At 64.8% G+C, this 23,749-nt stretch carries 19 protein-coding genes; 11 read left to right on the forward strand and 8 right to left on the reverse strand.

Translation table 11 applies throughout. The annotated features are described in order from the left end of the window. Window positions 1-18: 18 nt before the first annotated feature. Window positions 19-1,380, forward strand: a complete 1,362-nt coding sequence (locus BN2154_RS14170) for an SLC13 family permease (protein WP_050619396.1) — start codon at window positions 19-21, stop codon at window positions 1,378-1,380. Window positions 1,381-1,443: 63 nt separating this feature from the next. On the opposite strand, the gene BN2154_RS14175 is transcribed toward BN2154_RS14170, so the two are convergent. Next, window positions 1,444-1,926: a deoxycytidylate deaminase gene (locus BN2154_RS14175; RefSeq protein ID WP_050619397.1), complete on the reverse strand. Its 483-nt coding sequence runs from the start codon at window positions 1,924-1,926 to the stop codon at window positions 1,444-1,446. A 176-nt stretch (window positions 1,927-2,102) separates the two neighbouring features. Between BN2154_RS14175 and BN2154_RS14180 the strand changes: the two genes are divergently transcribed. Then, a complete protein-coding gene (locus BN2154_RS14180; RefSeq protein ID WP_050619398.1) occupies window positions 2,103-2,492 on the forward strand; it encodes a hypothetical protein in 390 nt (129 codons plus the stop codon). A 274-nt stretch (window positions 2,493-2,766) separates the two neighbouring features. On the opposite strand, the gene mnmE is transcribed toward BN2154_RS14180, so the two are convergent. From mnmE to BN2154_RS14195, 3 genes are all read right to left on the reverse strand, one after another. Then, window positions 2,767-4,134 (reverse strand): tRNA uridine-5-carboxymethylaminomethyl(34) synthesis GTPase MnmE, encoded by a 1,368-nt coding sequence (gene mnmE / locus BN2154_RS14185; protein WP_050619399.1) that lies wholly within the window; start codon window positions 4,132-4,134, stop codon window positions 2,767-2,769. A 281-nt stretch (window positions 4,135-4,415) separates the two neighbouring features. Continuing rightward, complete coding sequence (locus tag BN2154_RS14190; RefSeq protein ID WP_050619400.1) at window positions 4,416-5,816, reverse strand: NAD(P)/FAD-dependent oxidoreductase; 1,401 nt, start codon at window positions 5,814-5,816, stop codon at window positions 4,416-4,418. Window positions 5,817-5,949: 133 nt separating this feature from the next. Continuing rightward, window positions 5,950-6,588 carry a helix-turn-helix transcriptional regulator gene (locus BN2154_RS14195; RefSeq protein WP_050619401.1) on the reverse strand — a complete coding sequence of 213 codons (639 nt, stop codon included), beginning with the start codon at window positions 6,586-6,588 and terminating at the stop codon, window positions 5,950-5,952. Between the two features lie 313 nt (window positions 6,589-6,901). Between BN2154_RS14195 and ssnA the strand changes: the two genes are divergently transcribed. After that, entirely contained in the window at window positions 6,902-8,242 is a 1,341-nt protein-coding gene (gene ssnA, locus BN2154_RS14200) for a putative aminohydrolase SsnA (RefSeq protein ID WP_050619402.1), read from the forward strand. A gap of 37 nt (window positions 8,243-8,279) precedes the next feature. Further along, the gene (ygfK, locus tag BN2154_RS14205) at window positions 8,280-11,279 is read left to right on the forward strand and encodes a putative selenate reductase subunit YgfK (RefSeq protein WP_050619403.1); all 3,000 of its coding nucleotides are present in this window, start codon (window positions 8,280-8,282) and stop codon (window positions 11,277-11,279) included. Window positions 11,280-11,525: 246 nt separating this feature from the next. Here ygfK and xdh read toward each other — a convergent pair whose 3' ends face one another. Then, complete coding sequence (gene xdh, locus BN2154_RS14210) at window positions 11,526-14,087, reverse strand: selenium-dependent xanthine dehydrogenase (RefSeq protein ID WP_050619404.1); 2,562 nt, start codon at window positions 14,085-14,087, stop codon at window positions 11,526-11,528. Between the two features lie 234 nt (window positions 14,088-14,321). Here xdh and dpaL point away from each other — a divergent pair, with 234 nt between their 5' ends. The 7 genes from dpaL (at window position 14,322) to BN2154_RS14245 (ending at window position 21,799) form a co-directional block, all read left to right on the forward strand. Then, window positions 14,322-15,536, forward strand: a complete 1,215-nt coding sequence (gene dpaL / locus BN2154_RS14215; protein ID WP_050619405.1) for a diaminopropionate ammonia-lyase — start codon at window positions 14,322-14,324, stop codon at window positions 15,534-15,536. Window positions 15,537-15,582: 46 nt separating this feature from the next. Further along, window positions 15,583-16,995, forward strand: coding sequence for a YgeY family selenium metabolism-linked hydrolase (locus BN2154_RS14220; RefSeq protein WP_050619406.1), 1,413 nt, complete (start codon window positions 15,583-15,585; stop codon window positions 16,993-16,995). A gap of 25 nt (window positions 16,996-17,020) precedes the next feature. Beyond that, window positions 17,021-18,220: a knotted carbamoyltransferase YgeW gene (ygeW, locus tag BN2154_RS14225; protein WP_050619407.1), complete on the forward strand. Its 1,200-nt coding sequence runs from the start codon at window positions 17,021-17,023 to the stop codon at window positions 18,218-18,220. 95 nt (window positions 18,221-18,315) lie between these two features. Beyond that, complete coding sequence (arcC, locus tag BN2154_RS14230; RefSeq protein WP_050619408.1) at window positions 18,316-19,257, forward strand: carbamate kinase; 942 nt, start codon at window positions 18,316-18,318, stop codon at window positions 19,255-19,257. Window positions 19,258-19,420: 163 nt separating this feature from the next. After that, window positions 19,421-20,689, forward strand: a complete 1,269-nt coding sequence (locus tag BN2154_RS14235; protein ID WP_050619409.1) for a putative DNA modification/repair radical SAM protein — start codon at window positions 19,421-19,423, stop codon at window positions 20,687-20,689. A 10-nt stretch (window positions 20,690-20,699) separates the two neighbouring features. Then, complete coding sequence (locus BN2154_RS14240; RefSeq protein WP_050619410.1) at window positions 20,700-21,485, forward strand: TIGR03915 family putative DNA repair protein; 786 nt, start codon at window positions 20,700-20,702, stop codon at window positions 21,483-21,485. Continuing rightward, window positions 21,482-21,799, forward strand: coding sequence for a TIGR04076 family protein (locus tag BN2154_RS14245; RefSeq protein ID WP_050619411.1), 318 nt, complete (start codon window positions 21,482-21,484; stop codon window positions 21,797-21,799). The genes BN2154_RS14240 and BN2154_RS14245 overlap by 4 nt, the downstream gene beginning before the upstream one ends. 53 nt (window positions 21,800-21,852) lie before the next feature. On the opposite strand, the gene BN2154_RS14250 is transcribed toward BN2154_RS14245, so the two are convergent. The 3 genes from BN2154_RS14250 to BN2154_RS14260 form a co-directional block, all read right to left on the reverse strand. Then, window positions 21,853-22,122 (reverse strand): GNAT family N-acetyltransferase, encoded by a 270-nt coding sequence (locus BN2154_RS14250; protein ID WP_050619412.1) that lies wholly within the window; start codon window positions 22,120-22,122, stop codon window positions 21,853-21,855. A gap of 22 nt (window positions 22,123-22,144) precedes the next feature. Further along, window positions 22,145-22,978, reverse strand: coding sequence for a zinc dependent phospholipase C family protein (locus BN2154_RS14255; RefSeq protein WP_050619413.1), 834 nt, complete (start codon window positions 22,976-22,978; stop codon window positions 22,145-22,147). A gap of 68 nt (window positions 22,979-23,046) precedes the next feature. After that, window positions 23,047-23,748: an ABC transporter ATP-binding protein gene (locus BN2154_RS14260; protein WP_050619654.1), complete on the reverse strand. Its 702-nt coding sequence runs from the start codon at window positions 23,746-23,748 to the stop codon at window positions 23,047-23,049. Window position 23,749: the final 1 nt, after the last annotated feature.

The raw sequence follows: 23,749 nt of genomic DNA on the forward strand, positions 1-23,749 counted from the left end.
GTAAGAGGAGGTAGCCGTGTGACCGTTAAAAAACCTCTCTCCCTCCTGCTGACCCTGTTGCCACCCCTGCTGATTCTACTTCTGCGTCCCTTCGGCATGGACTGGCTTCAAGGCGGTATCTTGGCCGCCCTGATTTTAACCATCTTCTGGTGGGTCTCCGGCGTGGTGGAGCGCACTTTAGCCTCCAGCTTCCTGTTGCTGGTGTTCCTCCTGTTCAGCGGGGCGCCTGTCCGGTCGATCTTTACCTTTCCACTGTCGGAGAACTTCCTCATGATCGTGTTTTCGTTCCTATTCTCTCAGGGCATCTCCAACAGCGGTCTAACAGGCAAGCTGCTCCAGCCGCTTCTGGGGCGGTTCGCACGGACGCCCCTTCGACTCCTGCTGTCCATGGTGCTGTCCGCCTTCGTAATGATTTTTATCATTCCACAGCCCTTCTCCCGTATCATCATCCTCTCCTCCATCTATGCCAGCTATTTTGACACACTGGAGTGTGTACAGCGGGAAAAGGCGCTCAAGCCCATCCTGATGGCCGCACTGTTCATACTTTCCGTGCTGACCAACATGCTCCTGCTCCGGGGAGACATCATCCTCAACAATGCTCTTCTGACCATGGGAGGCATCTCAATGAGCGAGGGTGCCTGGATGCGCTATATGACCGTTCCTACGGCGGCCTTCCTGTCGCTGGCCACGGCACTGTTCTATCTGCTGTTCCGGAAGGAGCTGACCCAGTACAGCGGGGGTGTGGCCGGGCAGCAGGAAACGCTGCGCCTCACGTCTTGGGAGAAGAAGTATCTGATTCTGATTCTCGCCGTAGTGGTATTTTGGGCCGTGGAGGACCTGCACGGCGTCAGCGGCACTGTCACCGTTGCCATGGGTACTGCTCTGATGTTTGCGGTTGGGCTCTTAAGGCTTCCCGACTGCAAGTCGGTCAATGTCAAGCTGTTGGTGTTTCTGACCGCCGCCTTTGCCATCGGCGGTGTTCTGAAGGCCTGCGGCGTGGCCGATATCCTCTTCTCCCGTTTTATGGTCCTGTTTCCCTCCTCCTTTTCCTGGCGGTATGCAGTGGTGGTCCTCCTGACCGCGATGCTGCTCCACATGGTTCTGGGCAGCAATGTGACGACTATGTCTGTGGTGGTGCCCGGCCTGATGACCATCGGAGCAGGGGTTGCCCCTCCCGTGCCTCTGCTCCTGCTCATCTACATCGCCGTGTGCGGTCACTTCCTTCTGCCCTTCCACCATGTGGTCCTGCTGCTGGGCGAGGGCAAGGGCTATTATGGTTCGAAGCATCTGGCCCGCTTCGGCATCCCGCTGACAGCCCTGATGTTTTTGAGTGCTCTGTTGCTCTATATGGGTTGGTGGTCAGCCTTGTCCCTGCTCTAAGGCACAAAAGGCACAGTGCCCCGGCATCCGGATGCCGGGGCACTGTGCTTGGGGTCGGCCGCGCTAGAGCCCCTCCGGCAGAGAGTCGTCCTCCCGGATCCAGTCCTCCACGTGGACGACGGCATACTCGGCGGGAGTGCGCCGGATGACCACCCGGCAGATACCGGCGTTGATGATCAGCCTGCGGCACATGGAGCAGGAGGTGGCGTCTCCCAGCAGCTCGCCGGTCTTGGCGTCCCGTCCGGCCAGATAGAGCGTCCCCCCCAAAATCTCGCTGCGGGCGGCAGAGATGATGGCATTGGCCTCCGCGTGAACAGAGCGGCACAGCTCATAGCGCTGGCCCGAGGGCACCTGGAGCGCCTCCCGGGTGCAGTAGCCCAGATCGGTACAGTTCCGCCGGCCCCTGGGCGCGCCGTTGTACCCGGTGGCCACGATCTCGTCGTTTTTGACGATGATGGCGCCGTAGCACCGGCGCAGGCAGGTGGCCCGCTTGAGTACGGTCTCAGCGATGTCCAAATAATAGTTTTCTTTGTCAATACGGGCCATATGGCGCCTCCTCAAGTCGTTTTTATCAGTATAACGGCTTTCCCCTGTCAATGCAAGGGGCACAATTCACACATTGTTTACGTTTGATTTCTTGACGGTTTCCCCGTCAGGCGCTATCATTACTGGTGGTGGATGCGGTGCATCCAAATAGGGCGGAAGGGAGATTACGGGCGCCTATGAACTTCATACAACGTCTCATGTACGGCCGGTATGGCGTGGACCAGCTCTCCGTTTTCCTCTTCGCCCTCTACCTGGTCTTCTATTTATTGTCTGTGGTCTTCCACAACTCCTTCTTCTCCCTGCTGTCGATGGCGCCCATCCTGTGGGCTGTCTTCCGGATGTTCTCCCGGAACATCGTCCGGCGACGGGGGGAAAACGCCCGCTTTATGACGGTGGCCGGACCGGCCATCCGCTGGGTGAAGCTCCGGCGCACCATTCACCGGGATAAGGATCACCTCTACTTCAAATGCCCCAACTGCGGGCAGCAGCTTCGGGCCCCCAGGGGGAAGGGCAAGATCACGGTGAACTGCCGCAACTGCGGCGTCAGCTTCGAGGAAAAAACCTGATGGATTTCAGACAGGCGCGCGGCCAGGCCGCGCGCCTGTCTTTTCTGCCCCGAAACAGGAAAAACGCGGGTCTGTTATAACAGACCCGCGTTTTTGTCGTGCAGGGAATGGGAAAGAGAGAAATGAGAGGAGATTTTGTGTGATCGCTGTTCTTCATCCAGCCTGTCATTATCCTACTACAGCGGCCCGGAGAAAGGATGAATGAGCTGTGAACGAAACATAAATAAAATCTGAACAATTCCGCCGATTCCCTGCAAACAATGGAGGGAGGACCCTATTTCCCCACGCAGAACCGGGCAAAGATCCGCTCCACCACGTCCTCCCGGACGCTGCGGCCGGTGAGCTCCCCCAGCGCCGCCATGGCCCCCTCCACATCGGTGAGGACGGCGTCGGGGGTGATGCCCAGGGCCAGGCCCTCCGATGCGGCGCGCACGCTCTCCAGGGCCCTGCGGGCGGCCTCGGCCTGGCGGGCATTGGTGAGCACGGCTCCCGCCTCCCCGGCTGCGGGCTGGGGGAACGTGCCGGCCACCAACTCCCCCAAGTCCTCCAGGCCGGCCCGGGTCTTGGCGCTCACCGGGGTCGCAGGGGCCAGATCCAGGTCCTCGGTGAAATCCAGGCCCCGAGGCAGGTCGGCCTTATTGAGGACCAGAATGGTGGGGGCCAGGTCCACAGCCTGCCGGACCAGCTCCTTGTCCTCCTCCGTGGCAAGCCGGGACTGGTCCAGGACCACCAGGATGAGGCCCGCCTCCTCCATGGCCCTGCGGCTGCGTTCCACCCCCAACCGCTCCACCGGGTCTTCGGTCTTCCGCAGCCCGGCGGTATCGATGAGACGCAGCAGCACGCCTCCCAGCCGGACGGTTTCCTCCACGGTATCCCGGGTGGTGCCGGGGATGGGCGTGACGATGGCCCGCTCATACCCCAGCAGGGCGTTGAGCAGAGAGGACTTGCCCGCGTTGGGAGCCCCCACGATGGCGCAGGGCACCCCCTGCACCAAATACTTGCCCCGGTCGTAGGTCTCCAGCAGAGCCGACAGCCCGTCCGCCGCCGCCGCCAGCGCGGCGGCGAGCTCCGAGGCCCGGAAGGGGTCGATGTCCTCGTCGGGGTAGTCCAGCACGGCGTGAAAGTGGGCCATCAGGTCCACCAGGCCGTTATAGACCGCCTCCACCCGGCGTGAGAGGGCGCCCCCCAACTGCCCCGCCGCCGTCCGGACGGCGGCGTCGGTCCGGGCCTCCAGCAAATCTCCCACCGCCTCGGCCTGAGGCAGGTCCAGCCTGCCGTTGAGGAAGGCCCGGCGGGTAAACTCCCCCGGCCCGGCCGGGCGGGCCCCGGCAGCGCAAAGGGCCTCCAGCCCCAGCGTGAGCACCATGGGGGAGCCGTGGCACTGGAGCTCGGCCGTGTCCTCCCCCGTGTAGCTGTTGGGCCCCCGGGAGACGGTGGCCAGCACCTGGTCGATGGGGCTGCCCTGCCCGTCCAGCAGCGTGCCGTAGACCAGCTTGCGGTCGGGCGCGGCGGCCATAGGTCCGCCCCGGGCGGCGCGGAATACCCGGTCCACCGCCTCCACGGCCCCCGGCCCGGACAGGCGCAGGATGCCGATGGCGGCGGGCACCGGGGCAGTGGAGATAGCGGCGATGAGATCAGACATAAAGCTCCCTCCGGACCCTTTGGGGGTTCATAGAAAAATTTGTGTAAGTTGCGCGTCAATTTCCTCTTGACATCCTCTTATGTCAACCATTTCTGTATATGAGCCGCGTTGAAGTTGACATAACCGTCTGTGGAAAACCCTGTGGACAATGTGGAAAACCCTTGTGGAACCTGCATTCTTTACAAATTCGTTACATTATGCCGGTGCATATGGTGATGAATAACGGCTGTAAAAAGGAAACCGCGCCGCCCAGGGCCGGGCGGCGCGTGACCGTTTGCATCTCAGCGCTGCGCTCCCAGCCGGTCCGCGATCACCCGCGCCACCTTTACTCCGGACGCTCCTGCCTGAGCCAGGCCGCGGGTGATGCCGGCGCCGTCGCCCACGGCGAACATGCCCGGCAGCTCGGTCTCCAGCTCGGAGCTCAGGGACAGCCGGGAGGAGTAGAACTTGACCTCTGCGCCATAGAGCAGAGTATCGTAGTTGGCGGTGCCGGGGGCCAGCTTGTCCAACTGGTAGATCATCTCGATGATGTCGTCCAACTGCCGCTTGGGCAGAGCCAGGGACAGATCGCCGGGCACGGCGGCGGTCAGGGTCGGCCGGGTAAAGGACTTACTCATGCGGTGGTCGTTGGTCCGCACCCCCTTCACCAGGTCCCCAAAGCGCTGGACCAGCACGCCGCCGGCCAGCATGTTGGACAGGGAGGCGATGTGCTTGCCGTAGCGGTAGGGCTCGTTAAAGGGCTCGGTGAAGCGGTTGGACACCAGCAGTGCGAAGTTGGTGTTCTCGCTCTGGAGGGACGGGTCGGCATAGGAGTGGCCGTTGACGGTGTTGATGCCCTCCACGTTCTCCGCCACCACATGGCCGTAGGGATTCATGCAGAAGGTGCGCACCTGGTCCCCGTACTGCTTGGTGCGGTAGACCAGCTTGGACTCGTACACCACGTCGGTGATGTGCTCGAAGACCCGGGCGGGCAGCTCCACCCGCACGCCGATGTCCACCTGGTTGTTGATGAGGGCGATACCCAGATCCTTGCACTGGTTGGCGAACCACTCGGCGCCGGAGCGGCCGGGCGCGGCGATGAGCCAGCCGCAGGCCACCTCCGCGCCGCCCTCCAGCTCCAGGCGGTAGCCCTTCTCCGCCCGCCGGATGCCCCGCACGGCGGTGTTGAACCGGAACTCCACCCGCTGCCGCAGGTCCTCATAGATGTTCTGGAGGATGACCAGATTCTTTTCCGTCCCCAGATGCTTGACCTTGGCCTGGAGCAGGTGCAGGTCGAACTCCAGGGCCCTTTTCTCCAGCGCCCGGGCCTCGGGAGTATCGGTGGAGTACATCTCCTCCGTGGCCCCGTGCCCCACGTTGATGGAATCCACATACCCGATGAGGTCCATGACCTCCTTGGCGGGCATGAAATCGGTAAGCCAGCCGCCGAAGGCGGTGGTGAAATTGAACTTCCCGTCGGAGAAGGCCCCGGCGCCGCCAAAGCCGCACATGGTGTCGCACACCTTGCACTGGATGCAGTCCTTCACCCTGCCCGCTACGATGGGACAGCTCCGGCGGTAGATGTCGCGGCCCTGCTCCAGCACCACCACCTTCAGCTCGGGGCGCAGCCGCGCCAGCTCGTAGCCCGCATAGATCCCGGCCTCGCCGCAGCCAATGATGGCCACGTCATAACGTTCGCTCATTTTTTCCATACTCCTTTGCAGCAGGTGTGGGGGCATACTTCATCTATTCTAGTATAACATATTCTGTCAACACAATCGCACGCATCCTCGCAGAGCGGCGCGGCGGCCCCCATGGACCGCCGCGCCGTTTTCCCTACTCCTTGGCCTCGTCGATATAACTATATAAGGTATACTTGGAGATACCGAAGAACCTGCACACCTTGTCGCCTGACTTGGTGATGAGAAAGGCCCCCGTCTCGTTGAGGAACTGGATGGCCTTGACCTTGTCCTCCTTGGTCATCAGGGCCACCGGCTTGCCCACGATCTTGACGCTCTGCTCGATGAGCTCATCCAGCAGGTCCCCCACGTTGCGGGAAATGCGCTCCGGTTCCCGCTGGTCCTGGTCGGTGGCGGTGAACTGCTTCAGATTCTCCTCCATGGCCAGCATGAGGGTGATGTCGTAGTTGATGGCGAAAATACCGATGGCCTCGCCGTCGTCGTCCCGGACATAGATGGTGCTGGACTTGAGGATCTTGCCGTCCTTGGTGCGGGTCAGGTAGCTCAGATGGTCGGTCAGGTTCTCCCTGCCGCTGCGCAGGGCCTCCAGCACCACATGAGAGGGGCCGTCCCCCACCTTCCGTCCCGTGACATGGCCGTTTTCAATGGCGACGATGGAGCTGTTGGGGTCGTTGGAGTCCAGGTCGTGGACCACCACCTCGCAGTTGGGCCCGAACTGCCTGGAGATCCCCTTGGCCAACTGGAACAGAAACTGCAGCGTTGATGCACTCAGCATGGGGCCTTTCCTCCATTTCTTTCTTCCTCCTTTTAGCATATCACAAATCGGCAGAATTTCAACAAAAATTGTATGGCCTAAAAATTTTTTAGTTTAACTAAAAAGCGGGTTGCGTTTCTCTGAGCCCTGTGGTAAAATGAAGGCGACAGGTGGAAGATTCCTGTGGATATCCGCCAAAACTGCATCGGAATCATGGCTGCAACGGAGTGCTTTGCGCACGGGCTGAAGGAAGAGCTTCAGTCCGCGCGCGTTTTTTATATCCGGCTGTTCCAGAAACCCATCGGTAAGACTGATGCAAAAGGAGGACGACGCTATGCTGCTGATCGGCAACGGCAAACTGTTCACCCGGGACGAGGAGCGTCCCTACCTGCCCGACGGAGCGGTGGTCATCGACGGCGACACCGTCCAAGAGGTAGGGTCCCTGGCCGACATGAAGGCCAAGTACCCGGCTGCGGAATTTGTGGACGCCCGGGGGCAGATCATTCTGCCGGGCCTCATCAATGCCCACACCCACATCTACAGCGGCCTGGCCCGGGGCCTGGCCATCACGGGCAATCACCCCACCAACTTCCTGGAGGTGCTGGAGGGCACCTGGTGGAACATCGACCGCCATCTGACCCTGGACGGCACCCGGGCCTGCGCCTACGCCACGGTGCTGGACTGCATCCGGGACGGCGTCACCACCATCTTTGACCACCACGCCTCCTTCCGGGAGATTCCCGGTTCCCTGTTCGCCATCCAGGATGTGTGTCGGGAGGTGGGCATCCGGGCCAGCCTGTGCTACGAGGTCAGCGAGCGGGACGGCATGGAGAAGTGCAGCGAGGCCATCCGGGAGAACGCCGACTTTGCCAGATGGTGCAGGGAGCAGGACGACGACATGATCCGCGCCATGTTCGGCGGCCACGCCCTGTTCACCCTCTCGGACCGGACCTTTGAGAAGATGGTGGCGGCCAACGACGGCATGACCGGCTTCCACATCCACGTGGCCGAGGGCATGAACGACGTGTACGACTCCCTGCGCAAGTACGGCTGCCGTCCGGTGAACCGGCTGCTCTACAACGGCATTTTGGGGGAAAAGACCCTGCTGGGCCACTGCATCCACCTCTCCCCCGCCGAGCTGGACATCCTACGGGAGACGGGCACCATGGTGGTCAACAATCCGGAGTCCAACATGGGCAACGCCGTGGGCTGCTCCCCGGTGCTCCAGATGATGCAGAAGGGCATTCTGGTGGGCATGGGCACCGACGCCTACACCCACGACATGCTGGAGAGCCTGAAGGTCTTCCTCCTCATCCAGCGGCACAACGCCTGCCTGCCCAATGTGGGCTGGTGCGAGGCCATGGAGATGCTCTTCCAAAACAACGCCAAAATCGCCGCCCGTTTCTTCCAAAAACCCCTGGGCGTGCTGAAGCCCGGGGCCGCCGCCGACGTGATCGTCATGGATTACAAGCCCTTCACCCCCTTCTCGGAGGAGAACCTGGACGGTCACATGCTCTTCGGCATGATGGGCAAGAACTGCCGCACCACCGTCATCAACGGCAAGGTGGTCTACCGGGACCGGGAATTTGTGAACCTGGACGAGGAGGCTGTCAACGCTTGGACCATGGAGCAGAGTAAAAAGCTCTGGGGTGAGCTGAACCACCGCGCCTACTGAGTTTTATCGTCTTTTTCATCAAAAGGAGGAACATCCTATGAGCGACATCATGCGTCCCATCCCCTTCGGTCGGCTCATGGACTGGATTCTGACCGAATACCGCGCCCACGGCAGCGTGTTCGGCGTCACCAAGCTGGTCCGCCACACCAACGGTCAGGCCCTGCCCATCTTTACCGAGAAGATCGAGTCCCCCTACGGCCCCGCCGCCGGCCCCCACACCCAGCTTGCCCAGAACCTGGTAGCGGCCTACGCCGCCGGAAGTCGCTTTTTTGAGCTCAAGACCGTCCAGATCATGGACGGCGAGGAGCTGAGCAAGTGCGTGGCCAAGCCCTGCATCACGGCGGAGGACGAGTGCTACAACTGCGAGTGGTCCACCGAGCTCACCGTGCCCCAGGCCTACGACGAGTACGTCAAGGCGTGGTTCGCCTGCAAGCTGCTGGCCAGAGAGCTGGGCCTGGGCGACCCGGACGGCTTTGTGTTTAACATGTCGGTGGGCTACGACCTGGCCGGCATCCGCAGCGAGAAGATCGACGCCTACATCGAGGGCATGAAGGACGCCTCCGCCTCTCCTGTGTGGAACGCCTGTATGGACTGGACCCTGGCCCATCTGGACCGGTTCCAGAAGGTGGACGCGGCCTACGTGAAGGCCATCTCCCCCAAGGTGTCCGCCTCCATTACCGAGTCCACCCTCCACGGCTGTCCCCCCGACGAGATCGAGCGCATCGCCACCTATCTCATCACCGAGAAGGGGCTCAACACCTATGTCAAGTGCAACCCCACCCTGCTGGGTTACGAATTTGCCCGCAGGACCCTGGACGACCTGGGTTTCGACTACGTGGCCTTTGACGACCACCATTTTGTGGAGGACCTCCAGTGGGCCGACGCGGTGCCCATGTTCCGCCGCCTCACCGCCCTGACCCGGGCGCGAGGTCTGGAGTTCGGCGTCAAGCTGACCAACACCTTCCCGGTGGACGTGGCGGCAGGAGAACTGCCCAGCCAGGAGATGTATATGTCCGGCCGGCCCCTGTACCCCCTCACCCTCTCCCTGGCCCAGCGCATCGCCGCGGAGTTTGACGGCGGGCTGCGCATCTCCTACTCCGGCGGGGCCGACGCTGCCAACATCCGGGGCCTGTTCGACGCGGGCATCTGGCCCATCACCATGGCCACCACCATCCTCAAGCCCGGCGGCTACCAGCGCCTGAGCCAGATCGGCGGAGAGCTGATGGACTGCGGCACTTCTCCCTTCTCCGGCGTGGACGCCGCCAAGGTGGCCGCCCTGGCAGAGGCGGCCCGCACCGGGTCCTCCTGCCGCAAGCCCATCAAGCCCCTGCCCGACCGGAAGAACGGCCGGAAGGTGCCCCTCATCGACTGCTTCGAAGCCCCCTGCCGGGGCGGCTGCCCCATTGAGCAGGATATCCCCGCCTATCTGATGGCCGCCGGGGCGGGCGACCACGAACGAGCCCTGGAAATCATCCTCCAGCGCAACGCCCTGCCCTTCATCACCGGCACCATCTGCCCCCACCACTGCGCGGACAAGTGCATGCGCAATTACTACGAGGAGTCGGTCCACATCCGGGACGTGAAGCTGCAGGCCGCCCGGGGCGGCTATGACGCCCTGCTGCCCAGGCTGCACCCCAAAGCCCCGGTCCCCGGCAAGCGGGTGGCCGTGGTGGGCGGCGGACCGGCCGGCCTGGCCGCCGCCTTTTTCCTGGCCCGGGAGGGAATCGACGTCACCGTCTTTGAGCGCAGACAGGCCCTGGGCGGCATCGTCCGTCACGTCATCCCCGGGTTCCGCATCCCGGACGAGGCCATCGACAGGGATGTGGCCCTGTGCCGGGCCATGGGGGCCAAATTTGCCCTGGGTGCGGACGTACAGTCCGCCGACGCGCTGAAGTCCCAGGGCTTCACCCACGTCATCTTCGCCACCGGGGCCTGGAAGGCGGGCTCCGCCGGGCTGGAGTACGGCGAGGAGCGCGGCGTCCTCGCGTTCCTGGAGCAGGCCAAGTCCGACCCGGCCTCCCTGGATCTGGGGGCCGACGTGGTGGTCATCGGGGGCGGAAACACCGCTATGGACGCCGCCCGGGCTGCCAGGCGCATCCCTGGCGTGGAGCATGTCCGGCTGGTCTACCGCCGTACCCGGCGCTACATGCCCGCCGACGAGGAGGAGCTGGCCCTGGCCCTGGCCGACGGGGTGGAGTTCCTGGAGCTGCTCTCCCCTGTGGGGGTGAAGGACGGGGTTCTGACCTGCCGGGTGATGGAGCTGGGCGCCCCCGATGCGTCGGGCCGCCGCTCGCCGGTGGCCACCGGCAAGACCCGGACCGTCCCCGCCTCCGCCGTCATCGCCGCCGTGGGCGAGCAGGTGGACGGCGCGTTCCTGGCCGCCAACGGCCTCACCCTGGATCAGAAGGGCCGCCCGGTGGTGGATGAGACCATGCAGACCAGCGTCCCCGGCGTTTTTGCCGTGGGCGATACCAGACGGGGCCCCGCCACAGTGGTGGAGGCCATCGCCGACGCCGCCCGGGCCGCCGGCGCCATCGTCTCCCTGGACCTTGGCAAGTACGCCGGGGCCAACATCGGCCCCGACCATCAGGCTCCCCTGGCCGGGCGGGGGGATCTGTGCGCCGACTGCCACACCTGCGGCGACAGCCGCTGTCTGGGCTGCGCCACGGTGTGTGAAACCTGCGCCGAGGTCTGTCCCAACCGGGCCAACGTGGCGGTGGCGGTGCCGGGCAAGCGGCAGCGGCAGATCGTCCACGTGGACGGCATGTGCAACGAATGCGGCAACTGCGCCACCTTCTGCCCCTACGACTCCCGGCCCTACCGGGATAAATTCACCCTGTTCTGGAGCCGGGAGGACTTTGACCACAGTGAAAATGAGGGCTTCCTTCCCTATGGGGACGGCAGCGGGACCTGTCTGGTGCGCCTGGACGGCCGGGTGGCCGAGTACGACGCCGCCGACCCGGCCTGCGGCCTGCCCGCGGACGTGCGGGCCCTGATCCAGGCGGTGCGGGCCGACTACGGCTACCTGGTGCGGTAAAGCCCCACAAGGAGGGCGGCAGCGATGTCGGCAAGGGAAGGGCTCCGGCGTGATCGGATGCTTCCGGCGGAGGTTCTGACCTGCCCTGTGGGCAATGTCTTCCTCACCTGGCCGGAACCATCCCCTCTCCAGCGTCCCCCTTGTCCTCAGCCTGCCCGCGCCGTCCGGCGATCCCCTTGTCTATGTCAATCCCAACTTCTTCCCATAGGAAACGGGCCTCTCCCAAGCTTGGGAGAGGCCCGTTTCTCACGCCTTCTTTTTGCGGTAGGGGGTGTCCTCCAGGGGGAGGGCGGTGCGGAAGTTCCCGTCGTAATGGTAATAGGCAAGCTGTACCGCCGGCGGGGTGGGGATGGAGCAGATCTCCCCGATGCCCTTGGCGCCGCAGGCCAGCGGGTCGTGGTTCTTCTCCACGATGACCGCCTGCACCGGTGGAGTCTGGTTGGCCCGGAAAAGGCCCAGGGAGGCGTACACCGCCTTGGGGCGGCCGTTCTCCAGCGGAAAATCCTCGGTGAGGGAGTAGCCCAGGCTCATGACCACGCCCCCTTCGATCTGGCCCTCCACGCTGACCGGGTTGACTGCCCGGCCCACGTCGTGGGCGGCGATCACCCGCGCCACCTTCCCCTCGGCGTCCAGCTCCACCAGATGGGTGGCGTAGCCATAGGCGATGTGGCTGACGGGGTGCTCCTTGGGGGAGCCCAGCTTGTCGGTGATGCCGGTGTATTCGGCGTGGAAGTCCACTCCCTCCACGTCGGCCAGAGTGCGCCCTCCGGCCAGAGCGGCGCTGAGCTCCACGGCGGCGCGGCGGGTGGCCTCACCGGTAAACAGGGTCTGCCGGGAGGCAGTGGTGTTGCCCGAGTTGGGGGCGATGGAGGTGTCGGGGGCATCCCACACCACCTGCTCCGGGGGCAGGCCGGTGGTCTCGCAGACGATCTGGCAGGTGACGGTGCCCATGCCCTGGCCGATGCAGGCGGCGGAGGTGCGGATATGGACCGCGCCCTTCTCCACGTGGAGGGTACAGCGGCCGGTGTCGGGGATGCCCACGCCCAGGCCGGAATTCTTCATGGCGCAGGCGATGCCCGCCTTGGGGTTGGCCTCGTAGTAGGGCCGCACGGCGTCTAGCGTCTCCACCAGGGCGGTGCCCGCGTCGGCGATCTGGCCGTTGGGGAGGGTCTGGCCGGGTCGGATGGCGTTGCGGTAGCGGATCTCAAAGGGGGAGATGCCCACCTGCTCGGCCAGCAGGTTCAGGTTGCACTCGGCGGCAAAGACGCTCTGGGTGACGCCGAAGCCCCGGAAGGCTCCGCAGGGGGGATTGTTGGTGTAGTAGGCCTTGCCGTCGATGTCGATGTCCTGGTAGTTATAGGGCCCGGCGGCGTGGGTGCAGGCCCGTTGGAGCACCGGTCCGCCCAGGGAGGCGAAGGCTCCGGTATCAGTGAGCAGGACGGCCTTCATGGCGGTCAGAATGCCGTTTTCGTCGCAGCCGGTGGTAATCTCCATCTCAAAGCCGTGGCGCTTGGGGTGGCAGAGCATGGACTCCTTGCGGCTCCAGCAGACCTTGACCGGCCGCTGGGTCAGCAGGGCCAGGATGGCGGCGTGGTGCTGGACGGACATGTCCTCCTTGCCGCCGAAGCCCCCGCCCACGGACTTGGCCGCCACCCGCACCAGGTCGGGGTTGAGGCCGGTGGCATCGGCGCACTCCCGCTTGGTCTGGTAGATGCCCTGGTCGGCGGACCAGATCACCACCCCGCCCTTCTCCGGCGCGGCCACGGCGCACTCCGGCTCCAGGAAGGCGTGCTCGGTGGGAGGGGTGTGGTATTTCCGGGTCACCACATATTTGGACTGCCTCAGCTTCTCCTCGGCGTTGCCGCGAACCAGATGCTCGTGGGTGAGCAGATTGCCGTCGGGCTGGATCTGCGGAGCGCCGGGGGCCATGGCCTCCTGGATGGAGAGCACCGGCTGGAGCACCTCGTATTCGATCCTCACCAGGGCCCGGGCCTGGTTGAGGAGCTCGGGCGTGTCGGCGGCGATGAGGACGATGGGGTCCCCGCAGAAGTGGACCTCCTCCCCCACCGGCACCAGCACCCACTGGTCCCGCTTGAGGTGCCCCACCTTGACCTGGCCGGGCAGCTCGGCGGCGGTGAGCACCGCCCGCACCCCGGGCAGGGCCCTGGCCTCGGCCGTGTCAATGGACTTGACGATGGCTCTGGGGTACTCCGAGCGTACCGCTCCGCCGTGGAGCATGCCCGGCAGGTGGATGTCGTCGGTGTACTCGGCCACGCCCAGAGCCTTGTCCGGAGCGTCCACCCGGGGCAGGTTCTCCCCCACCCGGCCGGAGAAGTCCTCGTGGGGGACGGCCTCCCCCTCCCGGAAGATCCGGGCGGCCAGGAGCACGGCGTCCTCAATCTTCTTGTAGCCGGTGCAGCGGCAGATATTGTTGCGCAGGGCGAAGCGGACCTCCTCCCGGCTGGGGTCCGGGCTGGCGTCGATCAGGCCCTTGGCGCTCATGACCATACCGGGGGTGCAGAAGCCGCACTGGACCGCGCCGCAGTGGGTGAAGGCATAGGCGTACACGTCCTTCTCCCGCTCGGTGAGGCCCTCGCAGGTGATGACGCTCCTGCCCTCCATTTTGGAGGTCTTCTGGACACAGGCCTTTGTGGCTTTGCCGTCGATGAGGATGGTGCAGGTGCCGCACGCGCCCTCGGAACAGCCGTTCTTCACCGAGGTGAGCAGCAGCTCCTCCCGCAAAAAGGTGATGAGCTTTTCCTCTTTGTCTGTGGATACCGATTTGCCGTTTACCGTAAAGGTGAACATGTCGGGCCCTCCTTTTGTCCGGACGTATGCTTCCGTTGCCTCTAGCTTAACACCGAAAATACACAAAGGCAAGGAAAGAACATCCGTCAAAATTACCAAAAATCTAAAAAACTTTTTGGTGTAACAAAAATTTTTTAGTTTACCCCTTGACTTGCGGCGCAGGCGTGTTATGATAGGGCCAGAACGAACCAGAAAATTTTTTAGGTCTCATGATGATTGGGAGGAGACGACGGCATGAGAGAGCAAATCCGGTGGACCGACAACCATATGCCACCCAGCGGGGACCGGCAGTTGGAGATCATGTCCCTGGCCAATGTGGCCAAGGCGCGGTTTTTCCACAGCAGCTTTCCCCAGTACAGCGTGACCCCCCTGGCCCGGCTGGACGGCATGGCCCGCTACCTGGGGCTGGCCGGGCTGTTTGTAAAGGACGAATCCTTCCGGTTTGGTCTGAACGCCTTCAAGGTGCTGGGCGGCTCCTTCGCCATGGCCCGCTACATCGCCCAGCAGATGGGCCGGGACGTGTCCGAGATGACCTATGACTACCTGACCAGCGACCGGCTGAAGCAGGCGTTCGGCCAGGCCACCTTCTTCACCGCCACCGACGGCAACCACGGCCGGGGCGTGGCCTGGGCGGCCAACAAGCTGGGGCAGAAGGCCGTGGTACATATGCCCAAGGGCAGCTCCCGGGCCCGGTTCGACAACATCGCCCGCGAGGGCGCCGCCGTCACCATCGAGGCGGTCAACTACGACGCGTGCGTGCGCATGGCCGCCGCAGAGGCCGCGGGGACCGAGCACGGCGTCATCGTGCAGGATACCGCCTGGGACGGCTACGAGGAGATCCCCTCCTGGATCATGCAGGGTTACGGCACCATGGCCAGCGAGAGTGCCGACCAGCTCCGGCAGATGGGAATCAACCGGCCCACCCACGTGTTCGTCCAGGCGGGAGTCGGGTCCCTGGCCGGCGCGGTCATCGGATACTACACCAACCTTTTTCCCAACGATCCTCCCAAGTTCGTGGTGATGGAGGCCCGGGCGGCCGACTGCCTCTACCGGGGGGCCCTGGCCGGGGACGGAGCACCCCGGATCGTGGAGGGCGATCTCCAGACCATCATGGCCGGGTTGGCCTGCGGCGAGCCCAACACCCTGTCCTGGGACATCCTGCGCAACCACACCACCGCCTTTGTCTCCTGCCCCGACTGGGTCAGCGCACGGGGGATGCGGATGCTGGGCGTACCGGTGAAGGGGGACCCGGTGGTCATCTCCGGCGAGTCCGGTGCGGTGGGCATGGGTCTCATCGCCGCTCTGATGGAGACCGACGAGTACCGGGACCTGCGGGACGTCATCGGGCTGGACCGCTTCAGCCAGGTGCTGCTGTTCTCCACCGAGGGCAACACCGACCCCATGAAATTCCGCAAAGTGCTCTGGGATGGGGAGTACCCCACCGTATAAATCTGTGGTACAATTAAAATTGATACGATCAATGGAGGGCTTTCAAATGGACTTTGAGAAAATCAAGGCGGCTGCCGCAGGCTACAGCGCCGACATGAACCGTTTCCTCCGCGCCATGATCTCCCATCCCAGCGAGAGCTGCGAGGAGAAGGAGGTCGTGGCCTGCATCCGATCCGAGATGGAGAAGCTGGGCTACGACAAGGTGGAAGTGGACGGCCTGGGCAACGTCATCGGCTGGATGGGCGAAGGCGACAAGATCATCGCCATCGACTCCCACATCGACACCGTGGGCGTCGGCAACCGCGGCAACTGGACCCACGACCCCTACGAGGGCTACGAGGACGACGCGGTGATCTACGGCCGCGGCGGCTCCGACCAGGAGGGCGGCATGGCCTCCGCCGTTTACGGCGCCAAGATCATGAAGGATCTGGGCCTCATCCCCGCCGGCTACCGGATCATGGTGGTGGGCTCCGTGCAGGAGGAGGACTGCGACGGCATGTGCTGGCAGTACATCGTCAACCAGTTCTTCCCCGCCAACCGCATCCAGAAGGAGCAGGTGGAATTCGTCATCTCCACCGAGCCCACCGACGGCGGCATCTACCGCGGCCACCGGGGCCGCATGGAGATCCGGGTGGACGTGAAGGGCGTGTCCTGCCACGGCTCCGCCCCCGAGCGGGGCGACAACGCCATCTACAAGATGGCCGACATTCTCCAGGATGTCCGCGCCCTCAACGAAAACCCCGCCGACGACACCGTGGAGATCAAGGGCCTGGTAAAAATGCTGGACCCCAAGTACAACCCCGAGCACTACGAGGACGCCCGCTTCCTGGGCCGGGGCACCTGCACCACCTCTCAGATTTTTTACACCTCTCCCAGCCGCTGCGCCGTGGCCGACTCCTGCGCCATCTCCATCGACCGCCGCATGACCGCCGGCGAGACCTGGGACTCCTGTCTCCAGGAGATCCGGGACCTGCCCAGCGTGAAGAAGTATGGCCAGGACGTATCCGTGTCCATGTATATGTACGACCGGCCCTCCTGGACTGGCGAGGTATATGAGACCGAGTGCTACTTCCCCACCTGGATCAACAAGGCCAGCGCCGCCCATGTCCAGGCCCTGGCCGACGCCCACCACGCCCTGTTCGGCGCGGAGCGCATCGGCCATGCCGACGCCGATCCCGCCCGGGACGCCATGCACCTGCGCGCCGGCCGCCCCCTCACCGACAAGTGGACCTTCTCCACCAACGGCGTGGCCATCCAGGGCCGGTACGGCATTCCCTGCGTGGGCTTCGGCCCCGGCGCCGAAAGCCAGGCTCACGCCCCCAACGAGATCACCTGGAAGCAGGACCTGGTGACCTGCGCCGCCCTGTACGCCGCTGTGCCCGGCCTCTACAAAGAGGAGAACAAGACCGGCGACGCAACCCAGTTCCGCGCCACCCTCACCGACAACGACATCCGCTAAACAAAGAATAAAGGAGAATGCCATTATGGATCAGACCCTTCAGATGTATATTGACAAGCTCAACAAGCTCAACTTCCGGGAGATGTACGAGGGCGACTTCTTCCTGACCTGGGAGAAGTCCGACGACGAGCTGGAAGCCGTGTTTACCGTGGCCGACGCCCTGCGCTATATGCGCGAGCACAACATCTCCACCAAGGTGTTCGACTCCGGTCTGGGCATCTCCCTGTTCCGGGACAACTCCACCCGCACCCGTTTCTCCTTTGCCAGCGCCTGCAACCTGCTGGGTCTGGAGGTCCAGGACCTGGACGAGGGCAAGAGCCAGATCGCCCACGGCGAGACCGTCCGCGAGACGGCCAACATGATCTCCTTCATGGCCGACGTCATCGGCATCCGGGACGACATGTATATCGGCAAGGGCAACCAATACATGCACGACGTGGTGGACGCCGTCACCGAGGGCCACCGGGACGGGGTTCTGGAGCAGAAGCCCACCCTGGTGAACCTCCAGTGCGACATCGACCACCCCACCCAGTGCATGGCCGACATGCTGCACATCATCCATACGTTCGGCGGCGTGGAGAATCTGAAGGGCAAAAAGGTAGCCATGACCTGGGCCTACTCCCCCAGCTATGGCAAGCCCCTCAGCGTGCCCCAGGGCGTCATCGGCCTGATGACCCGCTTCGGCATGGACGTGGTGCTGGCCCACCCCGAGGGGTATGAGGTCATGCCCGAGGTGGAGGCGGTGGCCCGGGCCAACGCCGCCAAGACCGGCGGCACCTTCACCAAGACCAACTCCATGGCCGAGGCCTTTGCCGGCGCCGACATCGTCTACCCCAAGAGCTGGGCCCCCTTCGCCGCCATGGAGAAGCGCACCGACCTGTACGCCCAGGGCGACAGCGCGGGCATCCAGGCCCTGGAGCAGGAGCTTCTGGCCCAAAATGCCCAGCACAAGGACTGGTGCTGCACCGAGGAGCTGATGAAGACCACCAAGGATGGCAAGGCCCTGTACCTGCACTGCCTGCCCGCCGACATCAACGGCGTGTCCTGCGTGGACGGCGAGGTGGAGGCCAGCGTCTTTGACCGCTACCGCACCCCCCTGTATCAGGAGGCCAGCTTCAAGCCCTACGTCATCGCGGCCATGATCTTCCTAGCCAAGGTAAAGGACCCCCAGGCCACCCTGAAGGCCCTGGAAGAGCGCGCCGCCGCCCGCTGGTTCCAGAAGTAATTTCCTCTTGCTCCATCCATGACCCGCCCCTCCCTCCACCGCGCCGGGGCGGGTCATGTCTGTTTTTACTGCAATACAGGAGGTATTATCGAAATATGGGTAAACGAATCGTTATCGCCTTGGGCGGCAACGCGCTGGGCAGCAACCTGCCGGAGCAGATGGTCGCCGTAAAGCAGACCGCCCGGGCCATCGTGGACCTCATCCAGGAGGGGCACCAGGTGGTCATCGCCCACGGAAACGGACCTCAGGTGGGGATGATCCAGAAGGCCATGACCGAGCTGACCCGCTCTGACCCTGACAAGTATATTCCCTGTCCTCTGTCTGTCTGCGTAGCCATGAGCCAGGGCTACATCGGCTATGATCTGCAAAACGGCCTGCGGGAGGAGATGCTGGACCGGGGCATCTCCAAGGGGGTGGCCACGGTGCTGACCCAGGTGGAGGTGGACCCGGACGACCCCGCCTTCCGGCACCCCACCAAGCCCATCGGGGCCTTTATGACCCGGGAGGAGGCCGAACGCATGGTGGCCGAGCGGGGCTATGACGTCATCGAGGACGCCGGCCGGGGCTACCGCCGGGTGGTGGCCTCCCCCCGGCCCCAGTCCATCGTGGAAATCGAGTCCATCCGGGACATGGTGGAGGCCGGCCTGGTGGTGGTGGCCTGCGGCGGCGGCGGCATCCCCGTTTTTAAGACCCGGGGACACCATTTGAAGGGCGCGGCCGCCGTCATCGACAAGGATTTCGCCTCCTGCACTCTGGCCCAGCAGTTGGACGCCGACTGCCTCATCATCCTCACCGCCGTGGAAAAGGTGGCGGTGCACTTTGGCAAACCGGAACAGAAGTGGCTGGACCGCCTGACTCCCGACCAGGCCCGGATCTATATGGGCGAGGGGCACTTCGCCCCCGGCTCCATGCTTCCCAAGGTGCAGGCCGCCGTCCAGTTTGCCGAGTCCAAACCTGGGCGCACCGCGCTCATCACACTGCTGGAAAAAGCCAAGGACGGCATTGCCGGCCGAACCGGCACTGTCATTTCCCTTTGACCCCGCCTCCCCTTCCCTTCCCCATGCCACGCTTTCCCACATGCCGGAGGGCGGCCCCGCAGTGCGGGGCCGCCCTCCGGCACTCCATTTTTTCCCTCTTGACAAAACGCCTGTTCGAGTTATAATAATGGTACAAATGTTCTATTGGGAGGGGGCGCAGCCCGTGGAGCTGCTGGACAAGCTGACCATTCTCACCGATGCGGCCAAATATGATGCCGCCTGCACCTCCAGCGGCCTGGACCGGGCCGGGCGGCCGGGGCGGTTGGGCTCCACGGTGCTGGCAGGGTGCTGCCACTCCTTTTCCGCCGACGGCCGCTGCGTCACCCTTTTCAAGGTCCTGCTGACCAACGTGTGCGTCTACGACTGCCAGTACTGCGTCAACCGCCGATCCAGCGACGTGCCCCGGGCCGCCTTCACGCCCCGGGAGCTGGCCGAGCTCACCATCCAGTTCTACCGCCGCAACTACATCGAGGGGCTGTTCCTCTCCTCCGCCGTGCTGAAAAACCCGGACTACACCACCGAGCGCATGATCGAGACTCTGCGTATCGTCCGGCAGGACTACGGCTTCGCCGGGTACATCCACGCCAAAGCCATCCCCGGGGCGGACCCGCTGCTGACCTGGCGGCTGGGCCTGCTGGCCGACCGGCTCTCCGTCAACATCGAGCTGCCCTCGGAGCAGAGCCTGGCCCTGCTGGCCCCGGACAAGAAGAGGGACGCCATCCTGTCTCCCATGCGGCAGATCCGGGACGGGGTGGCCCGCTCCAGCCAGGAGCTCAAACAGTACCGGGGCGCCCCCCGATTCGCCCCGGCGGGCCAGTCCACCCAGATGATCATCGGCGCCACCCCGGAGACCGACCTGCACATCCTCCGCCTCACCGAGGCCCTCTACCAGAAATACCGGCTCAAGCGGGTCTTTTACTCGGCCTATCTGCCGGTGTCGGACAGCGCCCTTCTCCCCGCCCGGCGGGATTTTCAGCCGCCCCTGCTGCGGGAGCACCGGCTCTACCAGGCGGACTGGCTCCTGCGTTACTACCACTTCACCGCCGCCGAGCTGCTGGACGAGGCTCACCCCGACTTCGACCCCCGGGTGGACCCCAAATGCTCCTGGGCCCTCAACCACCTGGAGCAGTTTCCGGTAGAGGTCAACCGGGCCGATTATGAGATTCTGCTCCGGGTCCCGGGCATCGGCGTCCGCTCAGCCCGGCGCATCCTCACCGCCCGGCGGGTGGGGCCCCTCACCTTCGAGGGACTCAAGCGGCTGGGCGTGGTCCTCAAGCGGGCTCAGTATTTCCTCACCTGCTCCGGACGGATGCTCCCCGGCCTCAGCCGGGTGCGCCCGGACGGCGTCCTGCGCCGTCTGGTGGCGCTGGAGCAGCCCGCCCTGGCAGGCCCCGCCCCGGAGCAGCTCTCTCTGTTTCACCCCACCGGTTAGGAGGTGCCCCATGTCCCAATGGCCCCAGTTCCAGTATACCTACGACGGCAGCTTTGCCGGATTCCTCTGCTGCGTCTACGAGAGCTACGTCCGCAGGGAGCTGCCCGTCTGCTTCGCCATGGCGGAGGACCCCCGCCTCACCCTGTGGCCCGACCGGGCGGTGGAGACCTGCCGGGAGCACGCCGAGCGGGTCTACCGCTCCCTGGCCCGGCGCATCTGCCTGGAGGCCCAGCGCTGGGTGGTCCGCGGCTTTCTCACCTGCATGCCGGAGAAGGAACGGCGGCTTTACGACTTTATCCGGCTGGGCTACAGCGTGGGCCCGGCGGCGGTACGGGACCTGACCGATCCCCGGGTGGCCGCCCTGCACACCGCCCTGCTCCACCTGAATGGGGAGGTCCACCTGCTGCGCGGCTTTGTCCGCTTCTCCCAGCAGGAGGGGGCCCTGGTGGCCGAAATCGAGCCCAAAAACCGGGTCCTCCCCCTGCTGCGGCCCCACTTCTGCGCCCGGTACTCCGGGGAGCGCTTCGTCATCTACGACCGCACCCACCGGGAGGCTCTCTTCTACCAGCCCGGGCGGTGGGCCATCGTCCCCCTGGACCGGTTCGAGGTGGCCGCCCCCAACCAGGCCGAGCGGGACTACCGGCGGCTGTGGCGGCGGTTCTACGATACCATCGCCATCGAGGAGCGCCGCAATCCCAAATGCCGCATGACCCACATGCCCAAGCGCTACTGGAACACCATGACGGAATTTCAAACGGACCCGGCCCCCGCCGGGAGAAAGGAACGGATGGAATGAAGAATGTGAAAATCACCGTGCTCCGCAAACAGCTCAACGAGGACCTGGCGGAACGATACCTCACCGACGGGAAGGACGTGGAATGCGCTTTCTATCAGGTGGGCGACACCTTCCTCTACACCGGCGGAGCGGAGATGCCGGAGGGCTTCTGCCCCTGGGCCTGGATCGACGTCTACCGGAGCGTCTCGGCCCTCTCCGCCGGGGCCACCTGCACCCCCTGGCAGAAGCGGGACGGGGTGAGCGTGGTATGCTGCACCGACGGCATCCGGCCCGTTACCTTCCTGCTGGAGGCTCTGGAAGCGCTTCCCGGATAGAAAACATGCGCCCGCCCGGCTTTCAACCGGGCGGGCGCATGTTCATGCTTTTTTCAGGATGGCCTCCAGACGCTCCGCCGGGACCGAACCGATGGGGCGGAGGGGGCGATGTTCTTCTCAAACCAGGCCACATCGCGCCACCAGTCGCACGGGAAGCCTGTGCTGCGGTAGGTCACCAGCCGCCGGAATCCCATGGCCTGGTGGAGCCCCCCGCTCTTCCCGTTGGGCACCGTGACCCCGCCGCAGACCGTCTTGACCCCCTGGAGCGCCAGAATCTCCAGCAGGGCCGCGCTGTCGGCGGCCGCTACAAACCGGGATGTCATCCGCTTCTCTCCTCCCCTCACCTTACCAAGCGGGGGCCGACTGGGGCGCCGCTTCCGTCTTCCGGTAGGCCATGCCGCCGAAGTCCCGGTCCAGCCAGGGGTCCAGGGGGGCGCCCTCCTCCACTGCGGCAAAGAAACGGCCGATCTGTTCTGCCGCCACCGGGACCGCCCGCTCCAGCAGCCTCCCCAGGACTCGGCTGCTCTCGGCGCTGGCCGGAGCGGGGACGGCCTCCAGGATCATTCCTCTGGCCCCCGCCAGGACTGGGAGGCGCCCACACAGCCGGTCGGCCGCCCGACCGGCCCGGGTACCGCTCACCCGGGCCAGCAGCGCCGTGTCCCGCCGCATGGCCAGATAGCCCTTTCGGAACTCCGCCGGCCCCGCCGTACCATAGGCCAGCGCCGCGGCCTTGCAGACCGCCTCCCCGGCGGGGGGCGGCAGATGCGCCCGCCGGGCGTCCAGTCCGGCCCGCTCCATCAGCAGCCGGTCAAACTCCGCCTCCATGGCCAGGTGGGCCAGCTCCCCCCGGGCGGCCCGGGCCTCCACATAGGGGTGGCAGGTGCTGTCCAGCGCCAAATGGCACAAAAATCCGGCGGCGTAGCCCCGGCTCATGGGCACGCACTCCTCCACCGCCGCCCGCAGCCGCCGGAAGGCGGGCAGGGCGGAGCATTTGTGCATCTTCAGCCCCTCCCGCCGGGCCGGGTTGCCGGTGGCAGGATGGTAGAAAAACAGAGGGTCGGGGCCCAGGCAGCCCAGATCAAAGGCCGCCCGCTCCCCCTCCAGCGAGGTCCGGAGTTCCTCCGGGAGCTGGGCCAGGACCCTGGCGCCAAAGGTCAGATGTGCAAAGTAATTGGGCATGGGATTTTCTTCCTCTCCAAAGACAAACAGTCCGGCGGCCTGCGGCCCGCCGGACTGTCGAACGGGCGTCAGCCGCCCAGGTATGCTTTTTTGACCGCCTCGTCGGCCAGGAGCTCGGTGCCGGTGCCGGAGGTGACGATGCGTCCCGTCTCCAGCACGTAGCCCCGGTCGGCCACCGACAGGGCCATCTGTGCGTTCTGTTCTACCAGCAGGATGGTGGTGCCACCCGCGTGGAGGGTCTTGACGATGTCGAAGATCTCGTCCACCAGGATGGGGGCCAGACCCATGGAGGGCTCGTCCAGCATCAGCAGCTTGGGCTTGGACATGATGGCCCGGCCCATGGCCAGCATCTGCTGCTCGCCGCCGGACAGCGTGCCGGCCACCTGTCTGCGCCGCTCCTTCAGGCGGGGGAAGCGCTGGTACACCACTTCCATGCTCTCGTCCAGCTCACTCTTGGGCCGGGTGTAGCCGCCCATCTCCAGGTTCTCCTCCACCGACATCTGGGTGAACACCCGGCGCCCCTCGGGCACATGGGCCAGGCCCATCTCCACGATCTTGTGGGGCTTGATCCCCGCCAGGGGCCTGCCCAGAAATTCCATCCCGCCGGTCTTGGTGTGGAGCAGGCCGGAGATGGTCTTGAGGATGGTGGACTTGCCCGCGCCGTTGGCGCCGATGAGGGTGACGATCTCCCCCTCCTCCACGTGGAAGGACACGTCCTTAATGGCGTGGATGGCGCCGTAGTACACGTTGATGGTTTCCACATTGAGCATC

Origin of the sequence: Intestinimonas massiliensis (ex Afouda et al. 2020) (genome assembly GCF_001244995.1) — a bacterium.
Classification (GTDB): Bacteria; Bacillota; Clostridia; order Oscillospirales; family Oscillospiraceae; genus Intestinimonas; species Intestinimonas massiliensis.

Bases quoted from the DNA above. Each gene is read 5' to 3' on its own strand.
- BN2154_RS14175 (WP_050619397.1), bottom strand. From the start codon at position 1,926: ATGGCCCGTATTGACAAAGAAAACTATTATTTGGACATCGCTGAGACC.
- BN2154_RS14180 (WP_050619398.1), top strand. From the start codon at position 2,103: ATGAACTTCATACAACGTCTCATGTACGGCCGGTATGGCGTGGACCAG.
- mnmE (WP_050619399.1), bottom strand. From the start codon at position 4,134: ATGTCTGATCTCATCGCCGCTATCTCCACTGCCCCGGTGCCCGCCGCC.
- BN2154_RS14190 (WP_050619400.1), bottom strand. From the start codon at position 5,816: ATGAGCGAACGTTATGACGTGGCCATCATTGGCTGCGGCGAGGCCGGG.
- BN2154_RS14195 (WP_050619401.1), bottom strand. From the start codon at position 6,588: ATGCTGAGTGCATCAACGCTGCAGTTTCTGTTCCAGTTGGCCAAGGGG.
- ssnA (WP_050619402.1), top strand. From the start codon at position 6,902: ATGCTGCTGATCGGCAACGGCAAACTGTTCACCCGGGACGAGGAGCGT.
- ygfK (WP_050619403.1), top strand. From the start codon at position 8,280: ATGAGCGACATCATGCGTCCCATCCCCTTCGGTCGGCTCATGGACTGG.
- xdh (WP_050619404.1), bottom strand. From the start codon at position 14,087: ATGTTCACCTTTACGGTAAACGGCAAATCGGTATCCACAGACAAAGAG.
- dpaL (WP_050619405.1), top strand. From the start codon at position 14,322: ATGAGAGAGCAAATCCGGTGGACCGACAACCATATGCCACCCAGCGGG.
- BN2154_RS14220 (WP_050619406.1), top strand. From the start codon at position 15,583: ATGGACTTTGAGAAAATCAAGGCGGCTGCCGCAGGCTACAGCGCCGAC.
- ygeW (WP_050619407.1), top strand. From the start codon at position 17,021: ATGGATCAGACCCTTCAGATGTATATTGACAAGCTCAACAAGCTCAAC.
- arcC (WP_050619408.1), top strand. From the start codon at position 18,316: ATGGGTAAACGAATCGTTATCGCCTTGGGCGGCAACGCGCTGGGCAGC.
- BN2154_RS14240 (WP_050619410.1), top strand. From the start codon at position 20,700: ATGTCCCAATGGCCCCAGTTCCAGTATACCTACGACGGCAGCTTTGCC.
- BN2154_RS14245 (WP_050619411.1), top strand. From the start codon at position 21,482: ATGAAGAATGTGAAAATCACCGTGCTCCGCAAACAGCTCAACGAGGAC.
- BN2154_RS14250 (WP_050619412.1), bottom strand. From the start codon at position 22,122: ATGACATCCCGGTTTGTAGCGGCCGCCGACAGCGCGGCCCTGCTGGAG.
- BN2154_RS14255 (WP_050619413.1), bottom strand. From the start codon at position 22,978: ATGCCCAATTACTTTGCACATCTGACCTTTGGCGCCAGGGTCCTGGCC.
- BN2154_RS14260 (WP_050619654.1), bottom strand. From the start codon at position 23,748: ATGCTCAATGTGGAAACCATCAACGTGTACTACGGCGCCATCCACGCC.